Source organism: Rubrilithobacter danxiaensis, from assembly GCF_047272945.1.
Taxonomy (GTDB): Bacteria; Bacteroidota; Bacteroidia; order Sphingobacteriales; family Sphingobacteriaceae; genus Rubrolithibacter; species Rubrolithibacter danxiaensis.
The window spans coordinates 1-21,165 of sequence record NZ_JBKOPS010000003.1; the positions used below are offsets into that span (position 1 = coordinate 1).

Here is a 21,165-nt window from a genome sequence, read left to right on the forward strand (position 1 = left end):
ATATTCCCGTACTGATCCTTAATGTACGCCAATCGCTGGAAATCATCATACTCATAATACGTCGTCTGCCCCTTCTCATCGGTCCTGCTCGTCATTCCTTCAAGAGGTTCATAGGTATAAGTAGTCATTTGTGCATCTTTGGGATAAACACGGATATCATCTACATATAATACAGAGGCAAAGGTTTTACCTCCGGCATAAGTTTCTTCCTTATATACCCATTTTGTACCATCCCATTGATGCCAGCTGATAATATAAGGACGGGTGTTATTCGGTGGGCTAAAAAGAACTGGGAAAGACCTGTCGTAATTACACTTTAAGCCGGTATGTGCTCGTGCGGATGAAGCCTCTCCATCTTCTTCAAAGTTTTCAAAATAGAACTCTTTAAACTCCGTTCTGGTTGTCTCTATTCCAGGATAGGAATAATTGATATTAATAGTTGAAGCAGCGGTATTTGTATTATAGATCGTCTTTAATGTATAGGTACCTGAAGGTATATTGACAAAAGATATACTGGAATTACTACAAGTACTATTCACACTGATGCATAAAGTACCGGCTTCGTTAATATTATCACCAATAAGACTATAATCGTAACTGGCAGAGGCTGATGCACCTGGATTGCTGCCAAAAGATATATTCAGGCTAATTGTACCTGCGCTTGTTGTTGTAAAGCTTGCAGTTTTAGTTTGACTTGCATTACCGGAATTATAAATAATTGACCCTGCCTGGGTGCCGGGATTAGATGTTACCGTAACATCATTTCGTGCATTTATAACTTCAACTATAGGAAATGTTTTATTATATCCCCATAAATATGATTTGGACGGATTATTATCTTTCTGCTGACTTAAAAGGTTCCCTTTATCGTCATAACCATTAAACTTCACTTTGGATTTATAACGAGTATCCGCAAAAAAACCAGTCCCATTTATTACAGAAGGCTGATACGCATTTGTTCCGCTTAAAGGAATAGGTGAAGTTAAATTAAGTGCTTTTATTTCACTCGGGTTTGAAGCGGTTTCCTGGTAAAGGTTCAATGAGCCTGCTATAACTCTCTTATTGGTTCCATCGGTTTTCTGTTTATAGGTATAGCTCTCAATTGGGGTGAGAATATGATCACTTACTAATTTTCTAATACCTGATGTATTACCAGTTGTATTACCTAATTCATCCTTATAGTCAAAAGAATATTTTGTTCTTTCTACTAACTGTTCTCCGGTACTCGTGCTTTTCCTGATCTCGGTTGCTAGTAAATGATTATTACTACCATATGTATAATCAGTTGTTGTAATTAAATAAGTATTGTTGGGTTTATTTAATACTTTTTCTTCCTTTTGAACTAGCCTGCTTTTCCCTAAAAAGATCGGATAGTGGCTAAACATGACAAATTCATCTTGATTTGCGTCTGTAAAGAGTTCAACCTTGGTAGCTTTAAAAGTAGTATCTGTTACATTCTGGCTTTCTGGTTCATATTGGAAGTTTTCTTCATAAAGAGTATTTCCCGCCTCGTCTAAAACCGCTTTCCTTAATAAATTACCACGATTGAATTTATAGAGGGGCGGCCTCCATCTATAACTAAATATCTGTGAATAACTAGTAGGATAGCCAACGCTTGAGCCATCAAAATAAGGACTTCCAGCGATAAGAGGATATTGCAAATTTGTATAATCACTATTCAATCCCCTGTCATACAAATACAGGGTCTCTCCGTTTCCGCTTTCTTTTTCCCTGACAATTTGATAACCGATAGAATTACCTTGAGTAGTTTGCATAGGGATGACACTGGATGAAGAAAAAATTTCAAATTTTGGCGCTGGATCGCCAAAAAAAGCATCAGGTTTAGGAAAGAACGAGACTGGATGCCCGGCTACCTGCATACTCTGATTCCAATAGATATCCATGACATACACCGGATTAGAGAATACCACCCCATTTTCATACAGATATTCCTTAGTTTTTATATTTCCCAAACCGTCATTTGTAGTTATTTTTTCTATTCTTAGACCTGCTGCTTTAGGATTATGAAGACCATATGTAAATTCTGTTCTGGCACCCACAGGATAAGTAATCGTTTTTAAAAGTCCGGCCTGGATGGTGTAGGGATTAGGTTCAAATGAGTCGGAAGTTGTTCCACACAAAATAAAAGCATTAATTAAAGTTGGCTTTCCTTTCGCGTTGAAATATCCCCAAGTATCCTGGTAGGTTGAAATTCTTCTGGGCAAACTAGTTTCATCATATTCAAATACATAGGGTGGTAAAGAGGCTCCCCCTGAAGATTTTTCAGTTAAACTTAGAAGCTTTAATCTTTTAATATCCGTTTGAAAACTACCTCCATTTCGGATCGTAGTCCCAGACTCAGTGCTGCTGCTAAAATAATTGTAGGCAAATGCAAACTCTTTGATAAGGTTCCCTGAAAAAGTGTTTCGAATAATTATCCGGTCTAATCGTTTCGGAACAAAGGGTAACAATGAACCGTATGTGGTTGAATTTACTTGGTCAGCAGGAAAATCTAGTTTATTGTTTGCCGCAAGATCTGCCCGGGCTGTTTCTGCTGAGAATTCAATTTCAACATTAGAAGCTGTTATTTTAGTTAGTCTTTTCCCTTTTACTGCTGTAATACTGACGTCTTTTCCTGAGGATGACTTACATGGATCAGTGGGAGGAACACCAATTAATCTTTCAGGGGCTAGATCAGGGAATGTATATTCCTCACTTGCACCATATTCTAAGTTAATTACTCTTCCTTCAGGCGATACTATTCTTGTTAAGTACCAGTTCGATATTGTATGATCATAGTCATTGTCCGGATAGTAATTAAAATACGTTGCAGAACTTTCTTTAGCCCCATTTTCTCCAAAAAAATATTTTACACCATCTGGGGTTGTTAAAGTCAATGAACTAAAAGCACTGTTATTAACTTGTACTTTTATATCAGAAGCCGGGATCATTATCGGAGTCCTCTCAAGTTGTCCTAGAGTATTCTTAGTTACTTTAAACATGAACTTGCCGCTATAACCGTTAAAATTGAAGAAAAATATATCTGGTTCATTATCAACAATCTTCTTTGCTGTCCGCTTGAATTCTTCTAATTGAGCTACTTGATCAGAACAGATGCAGACATCAGGTACAAGAGTGTGCCCCGTCTGATAATACCCCTGCCCAGGATGAGGATAATACCAGCCATTGGGCTTTCCTTCATCCGGAACATTCATAATTGTTCTCGTAATTATTCCTCCGGCATTTAAGGCCCACCCCAAACCTACCCACGAAGCAGTTTCTGCTACTTTTATTCCGGTGGCATGATAACTTAAACTAATGGGTAGAGTTAAACTTCCTTCTTTTAATTCATATATGGGAATTGAAATATTAGGAACACCCGTGTGGTAACTAACAGGGATATCAGCATATTTTCCAAGTGCAGCTGCATTTGGAGATGGAGGAACTACAGGTTGCAGTGTACCGGTAATTTGACTTAAGGCTTTTAAAAAAGAAAAAAGGCAAAGTAAAATGGAAAAAAACTTCTTAATCATTTTAATTATTTTAGTGCTACATTAAAACTACTGTTGTAGTCACCGTAGGTGTGAAAAAATTATATGTACGGAATATGTTTCCAGTCGTTTTAATAAATAGGATTCAGAAAACCGATTCGGTACACCTTTAATTAACTTTTCTTAATGCTTCGATATCTTTTTTCAGGTGAGAAATTTCTTTATTCTGCTCTATCAAGTGCAGTGTCAGTTCTTCAACCTTCTTCAACAAGATTTTATTCATTTCTCCCAGATCAACTCCGTTTCTTTCTGCTTCGGCTGCTGACGGGACTTCGGGCAGGTGGTTATTCGCTTTTATAAACTTTTCAAGATCTGACAAAGAGAGCAAGGGGTAGTCGTTTCGGAATACATAATCCGGGAAATTTGCAGTCTCTACTTTAATTTCTTTAGCACGTATCCGACCATTTACAGCTAATTTATCTGTGGGGTTTGCAATACCAATCCCTATATTATTCGTAAAATTCCAGCTACCTGAAATCGTTTCATCAGCCGTTTTAGAAGCCCCACTTGAAACTCCGCCTCCCCCTCCAAGTACAGTCGGATCAATAGATTCTAATTTGCCGGTAGTTTGATTTTTGGTAATTATCCTGTAATTACCGGCCGTAGAATTATCATTCAGGTAGGGTGCGTAAATGGTAGTAAAATAAGTAGGCCCGGTAAAATGAGTAGTATTAAAAGTAGTATTCCCATTAAAGGTTTTTGAACCTGTAATGGTCTCTTCTAATTCTTTGTGGACTAATCCGCTTTCATCCAAAGAGCCCCCACCTGCCAGAGCAATAGGCTCAATTGTTTCCAGTTTACCGGTTGTTTTATTCCTGGTCACAACTTTATAGTTTCCGGTGACAGAAACATCATTCAAGTAAGGAGTCCAGATACCGGCGCCAAAGGTCGTGTTGCTTAAACTGGTAGTACCGGTAAAGGTTTTATTACCGTCTATAGTTTCATTCCCAGTTTTATGAACGATATCGTCGGTTTGTGCAAAAGCAGTAGTCAGGCTGAATAAAGCAGCAGAAAGAAGAGCTATTTTTTTCATATGAAATAATTGAGGTTAATTTTATTGCGTAAACATAAAATATTACACTGCAGTTAAACTGCAGTGTAGAAATTATTTTTAGTAATACGGGAACTTTTTTCCCTGGCGGGTAATAAAGGTACCGTCAAAGTAAAATAGAATTGAAATTGTAGTATAATAAAGTCTTGCCAAATTTGCTAGGTCCTTTATTCTATAGCTTTAGTCAAGGTAGGAGCGTTAGATCAAGATACGTGTCGAGACCGCATTGTAGAATGAAGGGGTTAAGCGAATAATATTCGAGGCCTAATCTTTGGACTCTTGGCCCAGTGTGTAAGTAAATGGGTTTGTCAGCTCAAAGAACTGATGTTTCCATTTATTGCGCCAGTGCTTCGCTGACCAATTGATTGTATTCCAGTTTTTTACAGAAGTATAAAAGCCTATGTTGGCCCAAACTCTAAACTTTGCGCAAACTTAAGCCAAATTGGAAGATAAGGATGACCGCACAGTAGTTTTTAAGATTATTAGCATGCTCAACAAAAAAAGTTTAAGCACTTCCTTCGCAGATGCTACTGCGCTATAAATAACAAAAGCTTAGCGTGAGTTAGGCCTTTGTGTTTCAAACATCTACCTTTGTCATTCTTGCAGCTGAATAATAATAAATTTTTGCATCATGAAGTTGTTTTTTAATTTTGGTTGCAATTTCTAGACCCTCATTATCAAGAATATTTATCGTGGCTTCATCTTCAAATGAATTGTAGTGTTCTTCCTCATATTTAATTAGCCATTCATTAATTCTATTTATAATATCATCAGTTAAGGCTAGCGTATGAGGATCGATATACCCCCCCTCATAGTGGTCTCGTATTCCTGTGCCGTGCAACTGTGCATCAATAACTAAATATTTCATTACTTTACTACTTAATCTATTTACTTGGCCTAAAAAAACGATGATCTATAACACCATTTTTATTGACTCCAATTTCAAAAACACCTTGTTTATCATTCATTATTCCCTCCAATGTGTAGATTTTATATCCACTACTTGTAACCCTAGGTTTCGTTGATAAAATTGCCTTATCAAAACTATAGGGAAAATTATGACTCTTTGGATCTTCCACTCCTCTCGCTCTTACCCTTGAAGCGTATTTGGGAGTAGCTATATCCTCCGCCACTCCTACTCCTGCATGCGCAAAAGCTAATAAAGATCCCACAACTAAGACTGGATCATTCCATTGCGCTTTAAGCTCTGCATAACTTAAATCATCAAGAAGACCGTAATCCTTAGTAACAAACATTTTGACGCTTATATCCTTTGCCTCCTCACTGTGCAAACCGTTATATCCTATCTCATTTAGTTGTGCTTCAGTTGCCACTTTTTTAAATTGGGATCTCCATACGTTATTCCAACCAATTCGATCGGTATATTCCTGTCCCGATACTTCCGCATTCTCTTTAAATTCATTAATCCTATTCCATGGAACCATAAATACGTCATCTCTACCATCATTGGTATTGAGAATTGTGTTACCATTGGGATCGATATACCTTGAAGTAAGTGATTGGGGAGATCTTCCATCTGGATCTATGTTACAAAATGGATTATTGGTTGTATAGTTATACGGTGACCAATGCTGATACATCTCTGCGAGAGGATCAACAGTAGTAAAACGACCTATCACCGGGTCATAAAATCTAGCCCCGTAATCATACCAATTTAGCCCTTTCTCTTCCTGCAATTCCTTCCCGTTATAAAGATACCTATTCTTAACACCCAGTGTATAGTTTAAATTAGGCATATCGGCTCCGAAAGGATAATAACCATTTTCCTGAACTACTGTTGCCGTACTTTCTGTTGCATCATCTGCTGTCGGTTGTATAGTAACGCGGGTATTTCCCAAATGATCTTTTAAATCATATTCATATATATAAGCCGTACCATTCCACCTCGCTCTTCCCTCTTCAGTCTGGATAAAACTTAATGCAGCTGTTCCTCCCTGAGGTGTGTCGTACTGGATGCCATCAATATAATCTGTAATTGATGTTACTACTCCTCCAATAGTTACTTTTTTCTTTAGTTTTGCTCCGAGCCGGTCATACTCGTACTCAATCTTATCTCCGTTACTAAATGTAATGGCATCAATCGTGTTAAGCACAGAATAATGAATATCGGAAATTCCTTTATTCATATCCTTGTCGAGGTTCCCATTACTGTCATAAACTATCTCGTTAGCTAGCATACTTCCGTTGTCATTAAAGCCCAAGGTTCTATTCGTGTTCGAGCTGATATCATCTACTCTGGTCAGCTGGTTTCCGCTGTAGGAATACATTAGGCTATCGATCTGATTCCTTACTCCGCTAATATTAGCATATCTTCCTAAAGTGACAATATTACCCATCCTATCGTAATCTAAATACTCTGAATAATTTCGGTCTTTCGTTCCTGCTACAGTAGAAGATTCTGCTTGAAGTAACCTATTAAGCTTATCATATCGGAAATCAAAACTAAGCTGAACCTGTTTATTCGTTTTCCAGTTTATTTTGCCAATGTTTCCATTGTAGGAAGGAATAGTTGAATTCTCGTAACTTAGAGACATTCCAAATTTATCATCATCTGTAGTTGCATCATCGTCATTAAGCGAATTTACAGCTAAAGCAGGGTCATTTATAGAACTTAGCCAGCCTCGAATAGTATACCGGTAATCAACACTCTGAAGGTATTTACTTTGTCCGCTTTTCTGATGCAGTTTCTTATCCACCAATTGTCCGAGTTCGTTATACTCGTTATGAGAAATAGTAACCTCCGGATTTGTGCTGATCTTCACTTTTGTGTCAATCTTCCGACCGATATGGTCATAGGTATAAGAAGTAAGGATAGTGGTGATAGCACCTGCTTTAGTATGAGTACGTTGGCTTTGTACTAGTTGATCTGTGAAATTATAAACATTATCCACCCTGTCAGTTCCGCTTAAATGGTTATTCTTCTTCACCTGTATCACTCTTCCCTTTTCGTCATAATAGTTTACAATCCATTTATTGGTACTATTTTGAACTGAACGGGTCAATGTTGCCGTTAATAATCCTTTCGTTGCATTACTCTTTACATTAGTTCCATAACTAACATAATCATAAGTTTCTGCCGGAAGATTATAAACATCATAATCATCATAGTAGTTCACAGAATAAAAATCAATAGAACCTTCAGGCCAGGCTGTATTATCATATCCAAGTCCTTGTGCTGCCCTAGTTTCCCACAGAACAGGAACGGCATCTATTTTAGCCTGCAGTGCGGCCTGGCTATAAACTGCACCATCTCCCCACCAACCAGTGGCAATAACCCTTCCTTGCGCATCATATTTTGTATAAGCCCAATATTTCGACCCTCTCAAGCGGGCATCCTGTGAGGCAACTAATTGATCCAGTTTATTGTAAGCAAAGTATTCTACCTGTTTACCGGGTATTTTCCGTTCTATCATTCTTTTCCGTTCATCATACCGGTACTGGTAGCAAAAATTAGCTAAGGCAGTGGTTGAGGGTAACGTTCCTGAATCGGGATTAACTCCGGGAGGAAGCACAAAACACAGGTTTCCAAAATCGTCATACACGTAATAGGTGGATAACATTTCTATAATCGACGCATTTTTATTAAAAGTACGTTTCAAGATAACTTTCCCACTTTTATCTTTGTACTCTTCTGCTGTACCGGCTCTGCCATCACTTACTATCCAATTCTCATCTTTAGTGATTGAAACGTAAAGGGTTCCGTCTGCATAAGTAGTAACAGTACCATAGGTCAAACTTCGAGTTCCATCCGCCGTAATATTTACCTTGTATTGAAAAACTTTTCTACTATTGTTCAAATTCTCTCCCGACTGGCCAAATGAGATATTATTGTTACTGATATATTCATATTTTACAGAATATCCTTTCCTGTTTGTAGTACTTGTAGAAAGCTGCCCGTATTCGCCTGGAAAACCTTGCTCAACCGAACGATTAAGAGGTGAATTATCATAATTTGTTTCTGAATAGGGAAAATCACTTAAAGATACCTTGGCGCTCACATTTGGAACAGGAGAAACAGGATTATAAAATCTTGCTTGTGCTAAGGAGGCATTTTGTTTGAAGTTTCCGTTCAACACTTCATCATCTACATAGGGTAGATACTTTTTGGATTCCCTACCAAAAATATCATACTCATAGATTTGAACAATATCTCGAAAAGAAGGACTTGCTGCGATGTTAATATTTTCGACAATTCTTCCCAAACCATCCAAATATTGAACTTCTTTTATGGTCTTACAAGCTTCGGCACCGTTCAGATCAGAAATACCAGCTTCAGTAGGAGTATACGTAATAACATAATTTTCAAAATCGGTTAGATTCGCGGAAATGCTTGAACACACATCGATACTAGCTTCCACCACGTTACTATAAGCTGTTATCCCATTACTAATTTGAGCGAGACGAAAATAAGTTTTTGTAATTATTGGATCTGAGACCATTTGAAGAGAAGTTTTCCCTTGAATGTCTTTCCAGTTAAGATTATCTATTGAACTTTGCCATTGATAAATATAATCGTCTGTTTTACCACCAGTTGGAATGGTGGCGGTAAAAGGGCCCGCACTCTCATTATAGATAACTGTAACAGCTGTTGGGGAAACGGAACCTGAAAGAAATTGAGGATAAACGTTGACAAAAGATGTATTAGTATAAGCTGAACTAAAACCAGTACTAACTTTCCGGCGGTAAAAAACCGAATTGGTCAATTTTGCAGGAATATAATTTAAGCCCGTCTGACCAATAATTTGAGTCCAGTTAGAGTTATCCGAAGAAGTTTCCCACTGATAAGAAAAGCTCTCATCGCCACCTGTACCCACCGTTCCTGATATTTGCCCTGGACTAGTGTTGTAGTTAACACTGATTGATGTGGGACTAATGCTCCCGGGATTTATGGGATTGTAAACGTTAATAAAAACCCTGTCGGTTCCACTTCCCCCATTATTATCTTTTACCTGAAGTTGAAATTCATAAGTACCCGCAATTAATCCAGTCACTGTTGTTATTGCTGAACTACTGCTTGTTATTGTTGCAGCTCCTCCCGACAATTTAGTCCAAGCATAACTCGCCACTGTTCCGTCTGTATCCGAGCCGCTCCCACTCAATGTCACACTATTTGTCGGTAACTGCACTACTTGATCTACTCCCGCCTTGGCGGTAGGTTGATTGTTTACAGTAATAAGAACATCATCGGAGGCAGTTTCTCCCATGTTGTCTGTCACTGTTAATCGAAACACATACGCTCCAGGAACCATACCACTCAAAGTAACCACCGTAGGTGTATTATTTATTATCGTAACTGCCCCACCTGAAACTTTTGTCCAGGTATACGTTTGTATTGTTCCATCATTATCCGTTCCTGAACCACTTAACGTTGTTGCCCCTCCCGGATATTGCACTACTTGATCAGCTCCTGCTTTGGCTATCGGCAACTGATTTACCTTCACACTTACGTCGTCTACGGATTGCCCTCCATTGTTATCTGTCACCGTTAATCGAAATACGTAATTACCAACAGGAATTGGATTAATAGTCATTACCGCATTACCACTTCCCGGCATTGATACTGCCGGCCCAGAAATCTTCGACCAGACTGCAGACACCACTGTTCCGTCTGCATCTGTTGCCGAACCATTGATTGTGACGCTACTGGTTCGAACAGTTAAGTCTGGTCCAGCATCGGCAACAGGAAGACGATTTACAATTACCGTCACATCATCACTTGAACTTGCATTCAAGTTATCAGTAGCTGTCAAACGGAACACATAAGTTCCTGCTCCCAATCCGCTGATCGTTGTAGAACTGCTGGCAGGAGTACCTATCGTTACTGTACCTCCTGAAACACGACTCCAGCTATAAGACTTTATGGTTCCATCATCAGTAGCTGATCCGCTTAAAGTAACACTTGTTGCGGGCAAATGAACAATTTTGTTTGAGCCCGCATTTGTTACAGGCGGCGTATTGGCAATTACTATCACCCTGTCGGTTCCACTTCCCCCATTATTATCTTTTACCTGAAGTTGAAATTCATAAGTACCCGCAATTAATCCAGTCACTGTTGTTATTGCTGAACTACTGCTTGTTATTGTTGCAGCTCCTCCCGACAATTTAGTCCAAGCATAACTCGCCACTGTTCCGTCTGTATCCGAGCCGCTCCCACTCAATGTCACACTATTTGTCGGTAACTGCACTACTTGATCTACTCCCGCCTTGGCGGTAGGTTGATTGTTTACAGTAATAAGAACATCATCGGAGGCAGTTTCTCCCATGTTGTCTGTCACTGTTAATCGAAACACATACGCTCCAGGAACCATACCACTCAAAGTAACCACCGTAGGTGTATTATTTATTATCGTAACTGCCCCACCTGAAACTTTTGTCCAGGTATACGTTTGTATTGTTCCATCATTATCCGTTCCTGAACCACTTAACGTTGTTGCCCCTCCCGGATATTGCACTACTTGATCAGCTCCTGCTTTGGCTATCGGCAACTGATTTACCTTCACACTTACGTCGTCTACGGATTGCCCTCCATTGTTATCTGTCACCGTTAATCGAAATACGTAATTACCAACAGGAATTGGATTAATAGTCATTACCGCATTACCACTTCCCGGCATTGATACTGCCGGCCCAGAAATCTTCGACCAGACTGCAGACACCACTGTTCCGTCTGCATCTGTTGCCGAACCATTGATTGTGACGCTACTGGTTCGAACAGTTAAGTCTGGTCCAGCATCGGCAACAGGAAGACGATTTACAATTACCGTCACATCATCACTTGAACTTGCATTCAAGTTATCAGTAGCTGTCAAACGGAACACATAAGTTCCTGCTCCCAATCCGCTGATCGTTGTAGAACTGCTGGCAGGAGTACCTATCGTTACTGTACCTCCTGAAACACGACTCCAGCTATAAGACTTTATGGTTCCATCATCAGTAGCTGATCCGCTTAAAGTAACACTTGTTGCGGGCAAATGAACAATTTTGTTTGAGCCCGCATTAACTATTGGTACTTTATTTGGTCCTAATGTAAAGTTAAAGGTAGCATTACCACATTTATTTACGACGACAGAATAGTTTCCGGGAGATGTTGCAGTATAAGAACTAGCGGCATTACCGCTAGCTACAGGTGCAGGAGTTCCTTCCTTAAACCACTGATAATAATATGGCTGGCCATTGGTGCTTGTAAAATAATTAGTAATATTAGCTACAAGAGTAGCGCTAGGACCATTAGAGAGAGTAGAAGGACCAGTTATATACCCGGTTGGGCTCCCGTAGAAAGTTACACTACTCCCCCCCACTGTGGCTGTACCGCAGCTTCCCGTGCCATCAACAATATAGGTTCCGCTTGAGGTAACGTTCATTAATAAAAGTGAACTTCCGGTTCCTTGAACAGTGTTGCCCACATAAGTAGATCCTACTCGAACTCGGTACGTAACGCCAACTTGTGATCCACTCAGATACAAGCTAGTAGATGGACTACAAACGTTTCCTCCGCCAGTTATCGAATACTGATTTATACATTGAGCATAGTTTTGTTTACTTATTAGAAGGGCTAAAAAAATATAAAAGAATGTCTTCAAACTGATGTTAAAGAACATAGAATTTTTAGTTTTCATATTTATTAATAAATTGAAATTTCTACAAACAGGGAATTACAATAAGATTACTATGGTATGTATATGTCTTTCAAATCAGAAGAAATAGCATTACAATAAGTTCCGGTAGTCATCAACTTAAATCGATAGGTTCTCCCTTTATTGGGAACAGTAGTGGATATCGCATTTACATTCACAGGCACCGTAACATTTTTATATATCTCCCCGGTAACAGGATCTGAAATAAATAATATTTGGCTGCTAGCATACTGAGAAGCTCCATAACAACTAACTGTTATGTCTAAGCTGGGCCCGTTAGTAACAGACTGAACTACAGGCTTGGTACATTCAGGCGTAACACATAGTCCCTTGGTGTTGGCATATTCCTGTCCCTTAGCTTCAATTTCAGCAAATCCTTGTTCATTGGCTTCGCCAAAATGAATTATAGAAGTGTAGGTTCCTGCTTCAATAGTATAAGGAACAATGGTGCCGATACCAGCACCACTAGCGCAGTTATTTTTGGTGAAATTTTTTGTTAAAGTGATATTAGAAAAAGTTTTTGTATTAGACCCATCCCAATTTTTACTATAGTTGTAATCAAAACTCTTTACAATATTGCCATCTTGGTCTCTGACCTGCTTTAAACGATTAAAAGAATCATATTGATAAAAAGAGGTAAGACTTTTTTGATCTGTCCGTGATGTTAATCCAACTAATGGTTTATAATTATAAGTGGTCATTTCGGCATCCGAAGGAATTAATCTGATATCATCAATTACAATTAAACCACTGACATCAATGCTAGATGTTCCAGAAGGAACTGTATGCTCAAAGTAATTCCATTCATTAGAATTCCTTAACAAAGTTCCTTGCATATTATTAACAGTTGCTGATGTACTACTTTTAGTCCAATAAGAAACAATGTAACTCTTTGATGTATTAAGTCCTGTTTTCGAGATCGCTCCGTTACTTAAATTATAAGATTTACTACCACTATAACCTTGGCTTATATCTCTAATTGTCGACGGGAGGTTCCATTTACCCATGCCATCCGAGTCGAAACTTGTATACGCGTAATCATTGTTCGCAACATTTGATGCTTCGGCGATTAAGTAGCAATAATTATAGTCCCACAAATAACCTTTTTTGCTGTCGCCATCTGCCTGGGCCTCTACAACATTTCCACTTATATCGTATTTATATGAGATAGCAGGATTTACATTGTATTGAATATCTCTAGAATTGGATGGCACAGAACTAGAGAAATTAACTAAGGGAGCAATGGGAGTAATAGTATAAATATTGGCTAAACTGATAAGACCATCATGAAAACCATACTCATTATAAATTGCGCTTACAGTATTCCCGTTTACTTTTTTAATAGTTTCAATGGGATAATCCAGCATGTTTTTACTTCTCATACCGTCAGTAAAATCCCCTAAAGCTGAGTAATCAGAAGGATAATAAGTTTGCTCATTTATAATTTCTCCACTACTATTGATAGATTGGACAAGTGCAAGTTGCTGATACTTATTGTAATTGTACGCAGTTGTATTAATAATAATGTTGTCGACATCATATAAGCCCTCAATTTTTTTAATTAAATTAACTTTGGCAATTTTAATAGGGTAAAAATATAGGAGTAACTGGCTTGGATTGAAGACTCCACTGGCATATATCAAACAAGGAGCTGTTGGACTTGATGCAGAAATACTACCATATGAATAAGGAGGATGGTATTCAGACTTGAAACACCAGAACTGACTTCCTTCAGAAAGATTATAATCATTCTCCACATAATGAACCGGGATATAAATCTCACCCTGCTTTTTATATTCGATTTGCTTTTTCAACATTCCATTCAGGAAAACAGGAGAACTGGGAACACCTGGCATTAATAAAGCCGAATAAGTATTGGAATTATCGGAGAAGCAGTTATAGATTAGTTCAGATTTGCCGTTACTAGAATCATCATCATAACTAATAGAAACTGTATCATAACCTACTAAAGCTCCATTTGCAGAATAACTATAATTAACGACTGGGTTTGAATATAAGCTCAAAACGGAGTAATTTATGTAAGCTGCAGGAATATAACCTTCTATCTGAGAGGTTGAGCATGCGATAATATCATTAAATATATTTTCATACTGATGATTGGCGGGACAATCTGCACTTACGAATGTTGAGGCATTAGTGGGAGTGTAAACCCTATAAAACAAAGGGTTCACCATTAGCTTACCTCCTTTATACTCGTATTTTCGGTTGGAACTAATGTTTCCATCAGTATTATATGTTACTATTGATTTTATCCGAAGACCTCCCACATCAGTTATTGGCTCCGTGTCAGTCAATTGGAAATCTTTATAAGTCACTGCAATTGAAGCTATGGTTTTACTATAGTCAGTTGTAAGTGGAGAATCGTCCGGATAATTAGCTGTAAGCCGATATTTCCCCGGTTTCAAAATTTCTTGGATATCAAGATCCCCATATCCTTCCTGAACAATTGCTTTTGATAGATCATAAGTATGATCAGGAGTAAGCGTCCATTGATTCAAAGTGGTATCAAAATATTCAAGAGTAGCATAAAGACCTTTATTAGGAGCGTTAATGTTATAAGTTGTACATGTACTATTTGCACAGTTGGCCACACGGTATCCGCAGCAGAATAAAGTAATATGTATTTTCGAAGGATTTCCTGCTACTTGGTAATTGATATCCGGAATATCAAATATCTTCTGATCTACTCCTACCCCATAATCTATTACTCTTACAGTTTTATCAGTAACATTTGTAAAACTCAAATTACTACTTTTTATTTGATTAGATTCATATCTGAAGGCAGTATAGGCGCCAGTTGGATAGAGAATTCCTTTTAGGGATGAAGCCTCCATATAAACTTTATTAGAGCTACGCCTTGCTAAACCACTTGGGGTACCAGCATTTAATGCAGAATAAGGTATATTGCTATCCCAATAACCTAACTTATTATAATCTGGCAATGAATTAGTATTTGCGTTCGCCCCATTATAAAATCCCCATAAGTCTTGAGAAAGGGAAGTTTTAGGAGGAAGAAGAGTCGAATTGTAAACAAATTTATAAGCTGGAAGATTAGTTATTTGAAATCCATCCGATGTTTCAACCTTCAGTAGCTTTAATCTCTTTTTTTTATTATCATCCGAGGGATTATACGGAGTTTGACCCGCACATAAACTACTGGTAAAAATGGAACTACTAGTAGTCCAATCATTCTCTTGGGAAACAGGGGCAGAATTAAAATAATCGTATTGGAAATTAATTTGTTTAACTGGTACATTTGGATCAATGTTATTATAAAGTTTAATAGCATCCAACTTCTTGGTATTCTCCATGTCCAACCTTCCACTTACCAAAAATTTAAGACTACCTGTTGGAAACTTAACTTCATCTAACCAATAGTTTTCAACGGTGCTAAAATTCTGTGATCTGTTTATTGTGGAAATATTAAGCCCTTTGTAACTCTCTCCAAAGTCGATTTTCGACCAACTTTCATTTAAGGTGGGTAAAGTTCTTGAGGTAGTTTTAGTATAGCTGAAACTGACTTCTTTTTTATCCGGATAGATGATTTTACTCAAATACCATGTGCGTGAAATGACAGGTTGTTTTGTTGGTTCTTCGCAAGTTCTGGGAGTAGAAGTATATCCAATTATATCAAAAATAAATTGAGTCCCATCTGGAGCAATAGCTTCGATAGAAGTAGTCGTAGAGTTGTTTTTTCTCAAGATGATATTCTGTTTATCTAAACAGACACCATTTTTCAAATCAGGAAATATACACTTACCTGAATAGTGACCAAAATTAAATGAGAATAAGTCATATTCAAAATTACTTTTATTTACCTTTTCATACGGATAAGAAGTTACTTGACCGTTCGAATTATTATAACATAAACCTGCTTCAACAATATTAGTAGAACTGCCAAAATTATAGTGGTATGAAGAATAAGGCTTTGGTGCTGAATCATAATCATCCATATAGAACCCATTAGTCTCATTATCTGGTTCGCCTACAATAATTTCCTGTATTACTCCTCCGATGCCTAAATTCCACCCTAAACCTACCCAAGAGGCCTCCTCATTTACTCTAATCCCACCCGTGTGATAACTTAAATTGATAGGAAGACTTATACTATTCTCTTTTATATCAAATAATGGGATACTGATATCTGCAGTGCCATTAAAAGAATTGACAGGTACTTCATTAAATTTCAACAGAGAAGCTACATTAGGCGGTTGAGGAATAATTTTCTTGTTTAGCTCAGTGTAAGAACCTGTAGATTGACTGTAGGAATTTAAAGAGAATAAGATAAGTGTAATACAAATTTTAAAAAAAATACTGGAGCGCTTCATTTTTAATTTTTAACCTTACAAATATGGGAAAGCAGACTGCAGTCATACTGCAGTGGAGAAAAAAATGAAAAGATTTTAACAGGAAGGAAAAAGCTGAAAAGATTTCTTATTAGAACAAAATTGAAAATAAGATTCGCTAGTGAAGGGCTACGTATTATTCGAATACGCAAGTTAAATTTAAAATCTTTGATAAAAATAGTTTAACTCTACTCTTACGTTAGCATTACTAATATCCGTGCATTAACTCCTATAAATTGCTAGTTGATTTATACTTTATAGAATTGAACAGATACATGCTTGATCTACAATTACCCGATTAAGAGACCTAATTCTTCTCGTTTCATTAATATACATTTATAAAAAGAGAGATTTCTTCACGTGGATTCAATCGCCAAATTCGGAAGCAGGAAACGGCTTAAGACCAGCTATGCTAATAACATCATAACATCTGAATACATAGGAATATCTGCTTCAATTAATCTTGCAATAATTCTTTTGATTTCATCCGGTGATTCTTCTGGTTCAGTTCCTTTGTCTTCTACCACCTTTTGGAACCGGACCGAGAAAGATCCATCGTTGGTGTATAGATAACTCTTACTGGTCTTACAATATTTTATATCTGCACCAAGGGCTCGCATGACGTCCAAAAAATCATACATAGCACGTTGTGAAATATTTAAATGAGAGGCAAGTTCGGAAGGACTTCCGGTACTTTTTGTTCGGATAAGAAAATCCACGGTCTCCAGGCGAATGAAGAATTGCAATGACATAGTAAATGAGAGTTTATTGGTTAGCGGTAAAAATTTTTTCTATATATGTATTATTAAAGATTTAAAAACTATTACTCATCTGGAACATAGGGAGGTACATGGCAATCAGTATAACTCCGACAATTACACCTAAAAAAATAATGATCAGTGGTTCCAGAAGACTACTTATTGTGTTTGTACGATATTCTACTTCCTCCGTATATTGTAATGCTATTTTTTCGAAAAAGTAATCCAGCCTGTTCACTTCCTCTCCAACTTTAATTAGCTGAATTAATTTTGAAGGGTAAAAGCCGAACTGTGACAAGCTTTCATACAGCGATTTTCCAGTTAAAATATCCTGTTCCACTTTTAATAGGGAAACTTCAACGGGATAAAATTCAATCATTTGACGAACCAGGCCAATTGATTTTAACAGGGGTGTATTTGTGCTTATTAGTAAACGCATGGTATTGGCAAAGCGTGCCAGATAAATTTTAGCAGTTATTTCTCCCAATACAGGTATTTTTAGAACAACGTGCGAAATTATCTTTCGGACTGGTTCCTTACTTCTTGTAAAAAAATAGCTTAAACCTACTGCAATCACGGTTAGCAGAAAAAAGATAAAATACTTATCAACTGTGGCAGAAACCGAAAGGATAAAAGAAGTTATCCAGGGAAGTTTTCCTCCAAACCGTAGAAAAATATCTGCAAACATGGGCACGACGAATTTTATCATAAAAAATACCGCCCCTAAAGAAGTGAGTAATACAATTACCGGGTAAGTTATTGCACTTATTATCTTTCTTCTTTGCTGTATTTTACTTTTGTAAAATTTTGCCAGGTCTGTTAATACCTCTCCTATTCTGCCTGTTTCCTCACCGATTCTTAATGTATGGAACTCGTATCCACTGAACTTTTCTGTTATCCTGAGTGATTCAGACAGCGAACTTCCGGCAAGTACTCTTTCTTTTACAGATTCGAACAGTTTTTTATCTTTTGCTTTTCCCTGATCAACCAATATCAGGTCCAATGCCGTTCTAAAATCAATCCCTGATGAAATTAGCGTGCTTAGTTCCAGGTAAAACGCTTCCTTCTTTTTATCAGAAAGCTGCTTTTTGCCAAATGAAATGTCTTTGTTCAACAGGTCAATCAGGGAAAAGCTTTTATTGTTTTCCGGCTTCGGTTTTTGCAGTTTATAGCGTGAAATATCAATAGAAGGCATATCTTGAGCGTTCGAAGTTTAATTAAAAAATCAGATTATATGCGTTTACTCTTTCCCCTCTTCTTTTAAATTTATAAGGTCTTCTGAGGAGTATTCTTTTATAAAATCAAGCATTATTACCTGATTATCTATTTTGGTACTAAAATTTAACCGGTCAACAATATCTCCTATGCTTGCTTCTCTGTTCTCGAAACTGCAAACAACATATTCATTTAATAAACGCAAGGTATCTGTTCGGATGTCGTACTGATTCCTTAGTATGTAATCCTTTAGAAAACGATACGAAACAATGCCTTTATCATCGATTGTCTGTATTCCACTTTCTGTTTTCATTATCCTTTTTGCCTGTAAAAAGTCTTTTCTTAAAATCTTATTCGTTAGACTAAATTCAGTAATTGATTTATTCTTGGAATTAAAAACGTGATATAATTTATTTAAGATAGTATAAGAAGAAAAAGCAATACCTATTACTATTGCAGAAATCAGCATGGCAATTGTAAGTTCAAGGATTGTATATGCTTTAATCTTGTTAATCTTCATCTTTTTTAATAACCTGCTGTATTGAGTCCTTCTTCCCTCCCTCTGTTTCTGCAACTACTTTAAGGAGGTAGAGATCAGTATATTGTTGATTATAAGGAATCAGCGTCTTTCTTAAAATTACGCTATCTTTTTCCAGTACTTCCTCACCCCAGCTTTTATTTTGTATCGATGTCTCTACAATGCCTCTCATTATTATCTGCATTTTTCTGCTGGTTGTGGAGGCTCCGGAATTCATTATTTTAATATAAATTCCCATGGCAACAGAAAATACAGCCATGATTATTACCATAGAAATAATTACTTCTATTAATGTTGAAGCTGAAATTTTCTTTATTAACGAAGCCATTTAAGAATTTGATAAGTCGTTTTTGTTGTGGCAAATAAATCGGATGTTAAATAGTAATTGCTTCTTTTTGTCCGGTCAATAACAATATCAATTAAATAATTTTCATACAAGGTCGAGGGGGTTTGAATGATAAAGCGGTTACACGTTACTTTTCCGTTTATTGTTACCGGCTTATCCACTTTGATAAATCCGGTTGAAAATACCTCTCCTGTTACTTTGCATTCTTTGCCCAAACTAATTAGTGTTTGCAGATCGCTTCTGTTCTCCTCATATGAAAATAAAATCCCTGAGAATTTTGATCGGGTACCAAGCTGTATTCTGGCCTGTATTTTACTATCATTAGGTTTCAATATTCCCAGGCATGAGGGATAGATGAACTCAACATTTTTGCCTGCAATAATAGAATCTGTTGCAAATAACTGGACTGATCCTTTAAATCCGTCTTCTACAACAATAGAAGGTGCAAAAACAATGACATCAGTAAGTAAAGCATCTGAGCTGATTCTGATCGTTGTGTCCGACTTAATAATTACTCTTCCTGAAATAGCATTTACTATTTCTGCCTTGCTTTTGCCCAGACTTAACGTGATCAAAGGATTAAAAAAGGAATTATTGAGGGAATCAGGAATAATATCATTATTATTTTGAGAACTTTCCTTTAAGCTTTCTATGAGACTATTAAGAATATCCTTATCTAAAGGAGGCAATGATCTTTTACTAAAGTGAATCTTACCATTTACCAACTTCTTTCCTTTGAACCCCTTCCCCTCCACATATGCTTGTTTAATACCAGCTTTTGGTAAGAGTGCATCTCCTGTAATTTGTGTATTTCCATTTACCGATATTGGCCTGTCCTCATCTGTAACATAGATAGCTGCAAGATCTTTCCCGGAATCCGTTCCAATCAGGAAAGCCTGTTTTAATGTATCCGTTAAAATAAAGGCTTTTGCAATACCTAGGGTAAAAACGCCCCAGTTTTCTTTTTGCAATGAAACAGAATCATCCTGATTTCCAAAAAGGTCAAACTTTTTTTCACCATTTTTCTCCTTACAACCTGCAGACAAAAGAATACTACTCCCCGAATGAAGGTTACTAACTAACTTATTAAATCTTAAATCTTTTTGATTTTCCAACCGATAAAAATATGCTGATGCAATCAAAGCAGAAGAAGCTATCGCTATTATTAATGAAACAATGATAACTATATATAAAGCAGAGGCTTCTACTTTAAGCTTTTTACAGCATTTATATTTTTTAAAGTAAGGCAACAAATTGGTAATTGAGAATCGAAATATAAGAAGAATTAAATAAGAATCATGATGTTTAAAGAAAAATCCATCTTTAATACTTTCTATTGATAAGAAATAAAAAAAGTGCTATAATTTGGGAAGGTGATTTCTCCTATTTAAATTATCTTGCTCAAACTCTATATTAAATCGACTGAAATTAAAAACGGCTTGGGTAACATCAAGGGAACCTTTTTAAAACACTCTTAGTTTCTAACAATTTTGAAAGAATTAAAGCATTTAGAATCTGGATGCTGGAACAATAAAATTTTATACTACTTCCCTTTTGGCTTAAATCTGGGATTTAAATCAATATAAAAAAACAGAAGTTTGGAACTTTTAGGAAAGCTTTATTAATTACTTTTTTAAGGCCGCAGTAAGATTTATAGTGAAAGCTCCAACTAACTTTCTTATTA

The 21,165-nt window shown here is 36.9% G+C and carries 10 protein-coding genes; all 10 read right to left on the minus strand.

What is annotated here, in order from left to right; genetic code table 11:
• A partial coding sequence (locus ACLCDL_RS04155) for a hypothetical protein (RefSeq protein ID WP_423147013.1) occupies positions 1–3,533 on the minus strand: 3,533 nt, incomplete at its 3' end.
• A gap of 127 nt (positions 3,534–3,660) precedes the next feature.
• A complete protein-coding gene (locus ACLCDL_RS04160; RefSeq protein WP_423147014.1) occupies positions 3,661–4,584 on the minus strand; it encodes a hypothetical protein in 924 nt (307 codons plus the stop codon).
• A gap of 595 nt (positions 4,585–5,179) precedes the next feature.
• Positions 5,180–5,470, minus strand: coding sequence for a hypothetical protein (locus ACLCDL_RS04165; RefSeq protein ID WP_423147015.1), 291 nt, complete (start codon positions 5,468–5,470; stop codon positions 5,180–5,182).
• Between the two features lie 16 nt (positions 5,471–5,486).
• On the minus strand, positions 5,487–11,984 hold the full coding sequence (locus ACLCDL_RS04170) for a PKD domain-containing protein (protein ID WP_423147016.1): 6,498 nt from the start codon (positions 11,982–11,984) through the stop codon (positions 5,487–5,489).
• 305 nt (positions 11,985–12,289) lie between these two features.
• Entirely contained in the window at positions 12,290–16,606 is a 4,317-nt protein-coding gene (locus tag ACLCDL_RS04175; protein ID WP_423147017.1) for a DUF5977 domain-containing protein, read from the minus strand.
• Positions 16,607–17,031: 425 nt separating this feature from the next.
• Complete coding sequence (locus tag ACLCDL_RS04180; protein ID WP_423147018.1) at positions 17,032–17,376, minus strand: hypothetical protein; 345 nt, start codon at positions 17,374–17,376, stop codon at positions 17,032–17,034.
• A gap of 61 nt (positions 17,377–17,437) precedes the next feature.
• Positions 17,438–18,577: a type II secretion system F family protein gene (locus tag ACLCDL_RS04185; RefSeq protein WP_423147019.1), complete on the minus strand. Its 1,140-nt coding sequence runs from the start codon at positions 18,575–18,577 to the stop codon at positions 17,438–17,440.
• Between the two features lie 45 nt (positions 18,578–18,622).
• Positions 18,623–19,117, minus strand: a complete 495-nt coding sequence (locus tag ACLCDL_RS04190; protein ID WP_423147020.1) for a PulJ/GspJ family protein — start codon at positions 19,115–19,117, stop codon at positions 18,623–18,625.
• Positions 19,107–19,463 (minus strand): hypothetical protein, encoded by a 357-nt coding sequence (locus tag ACLCDL_RS04195; protein ID WP_423147021.1) that lies wholly within the window; start codon positions 19,461–19,463, stop codon positions 19,107–19,109. Before ACLCDL_RS04195 ends, ACLCDL_RS04190 begins: the two co-directional genes overlap by 11 nt.
• Entirely contained in the window at positions 19,451–20,596 is a 1,146-nt protein-coding gene (locus ACLCDL_RS04200) for a hypothetical protein (protein WP_423147022.1), read from the minus strand. Before ACLCDL_RS04200 ends, ACLCDL_RS04195 begins: the two co-directional genes overlap by 13 nt.
• Positions 20,597–21,165: the final 569 nt, after the last annotated feature.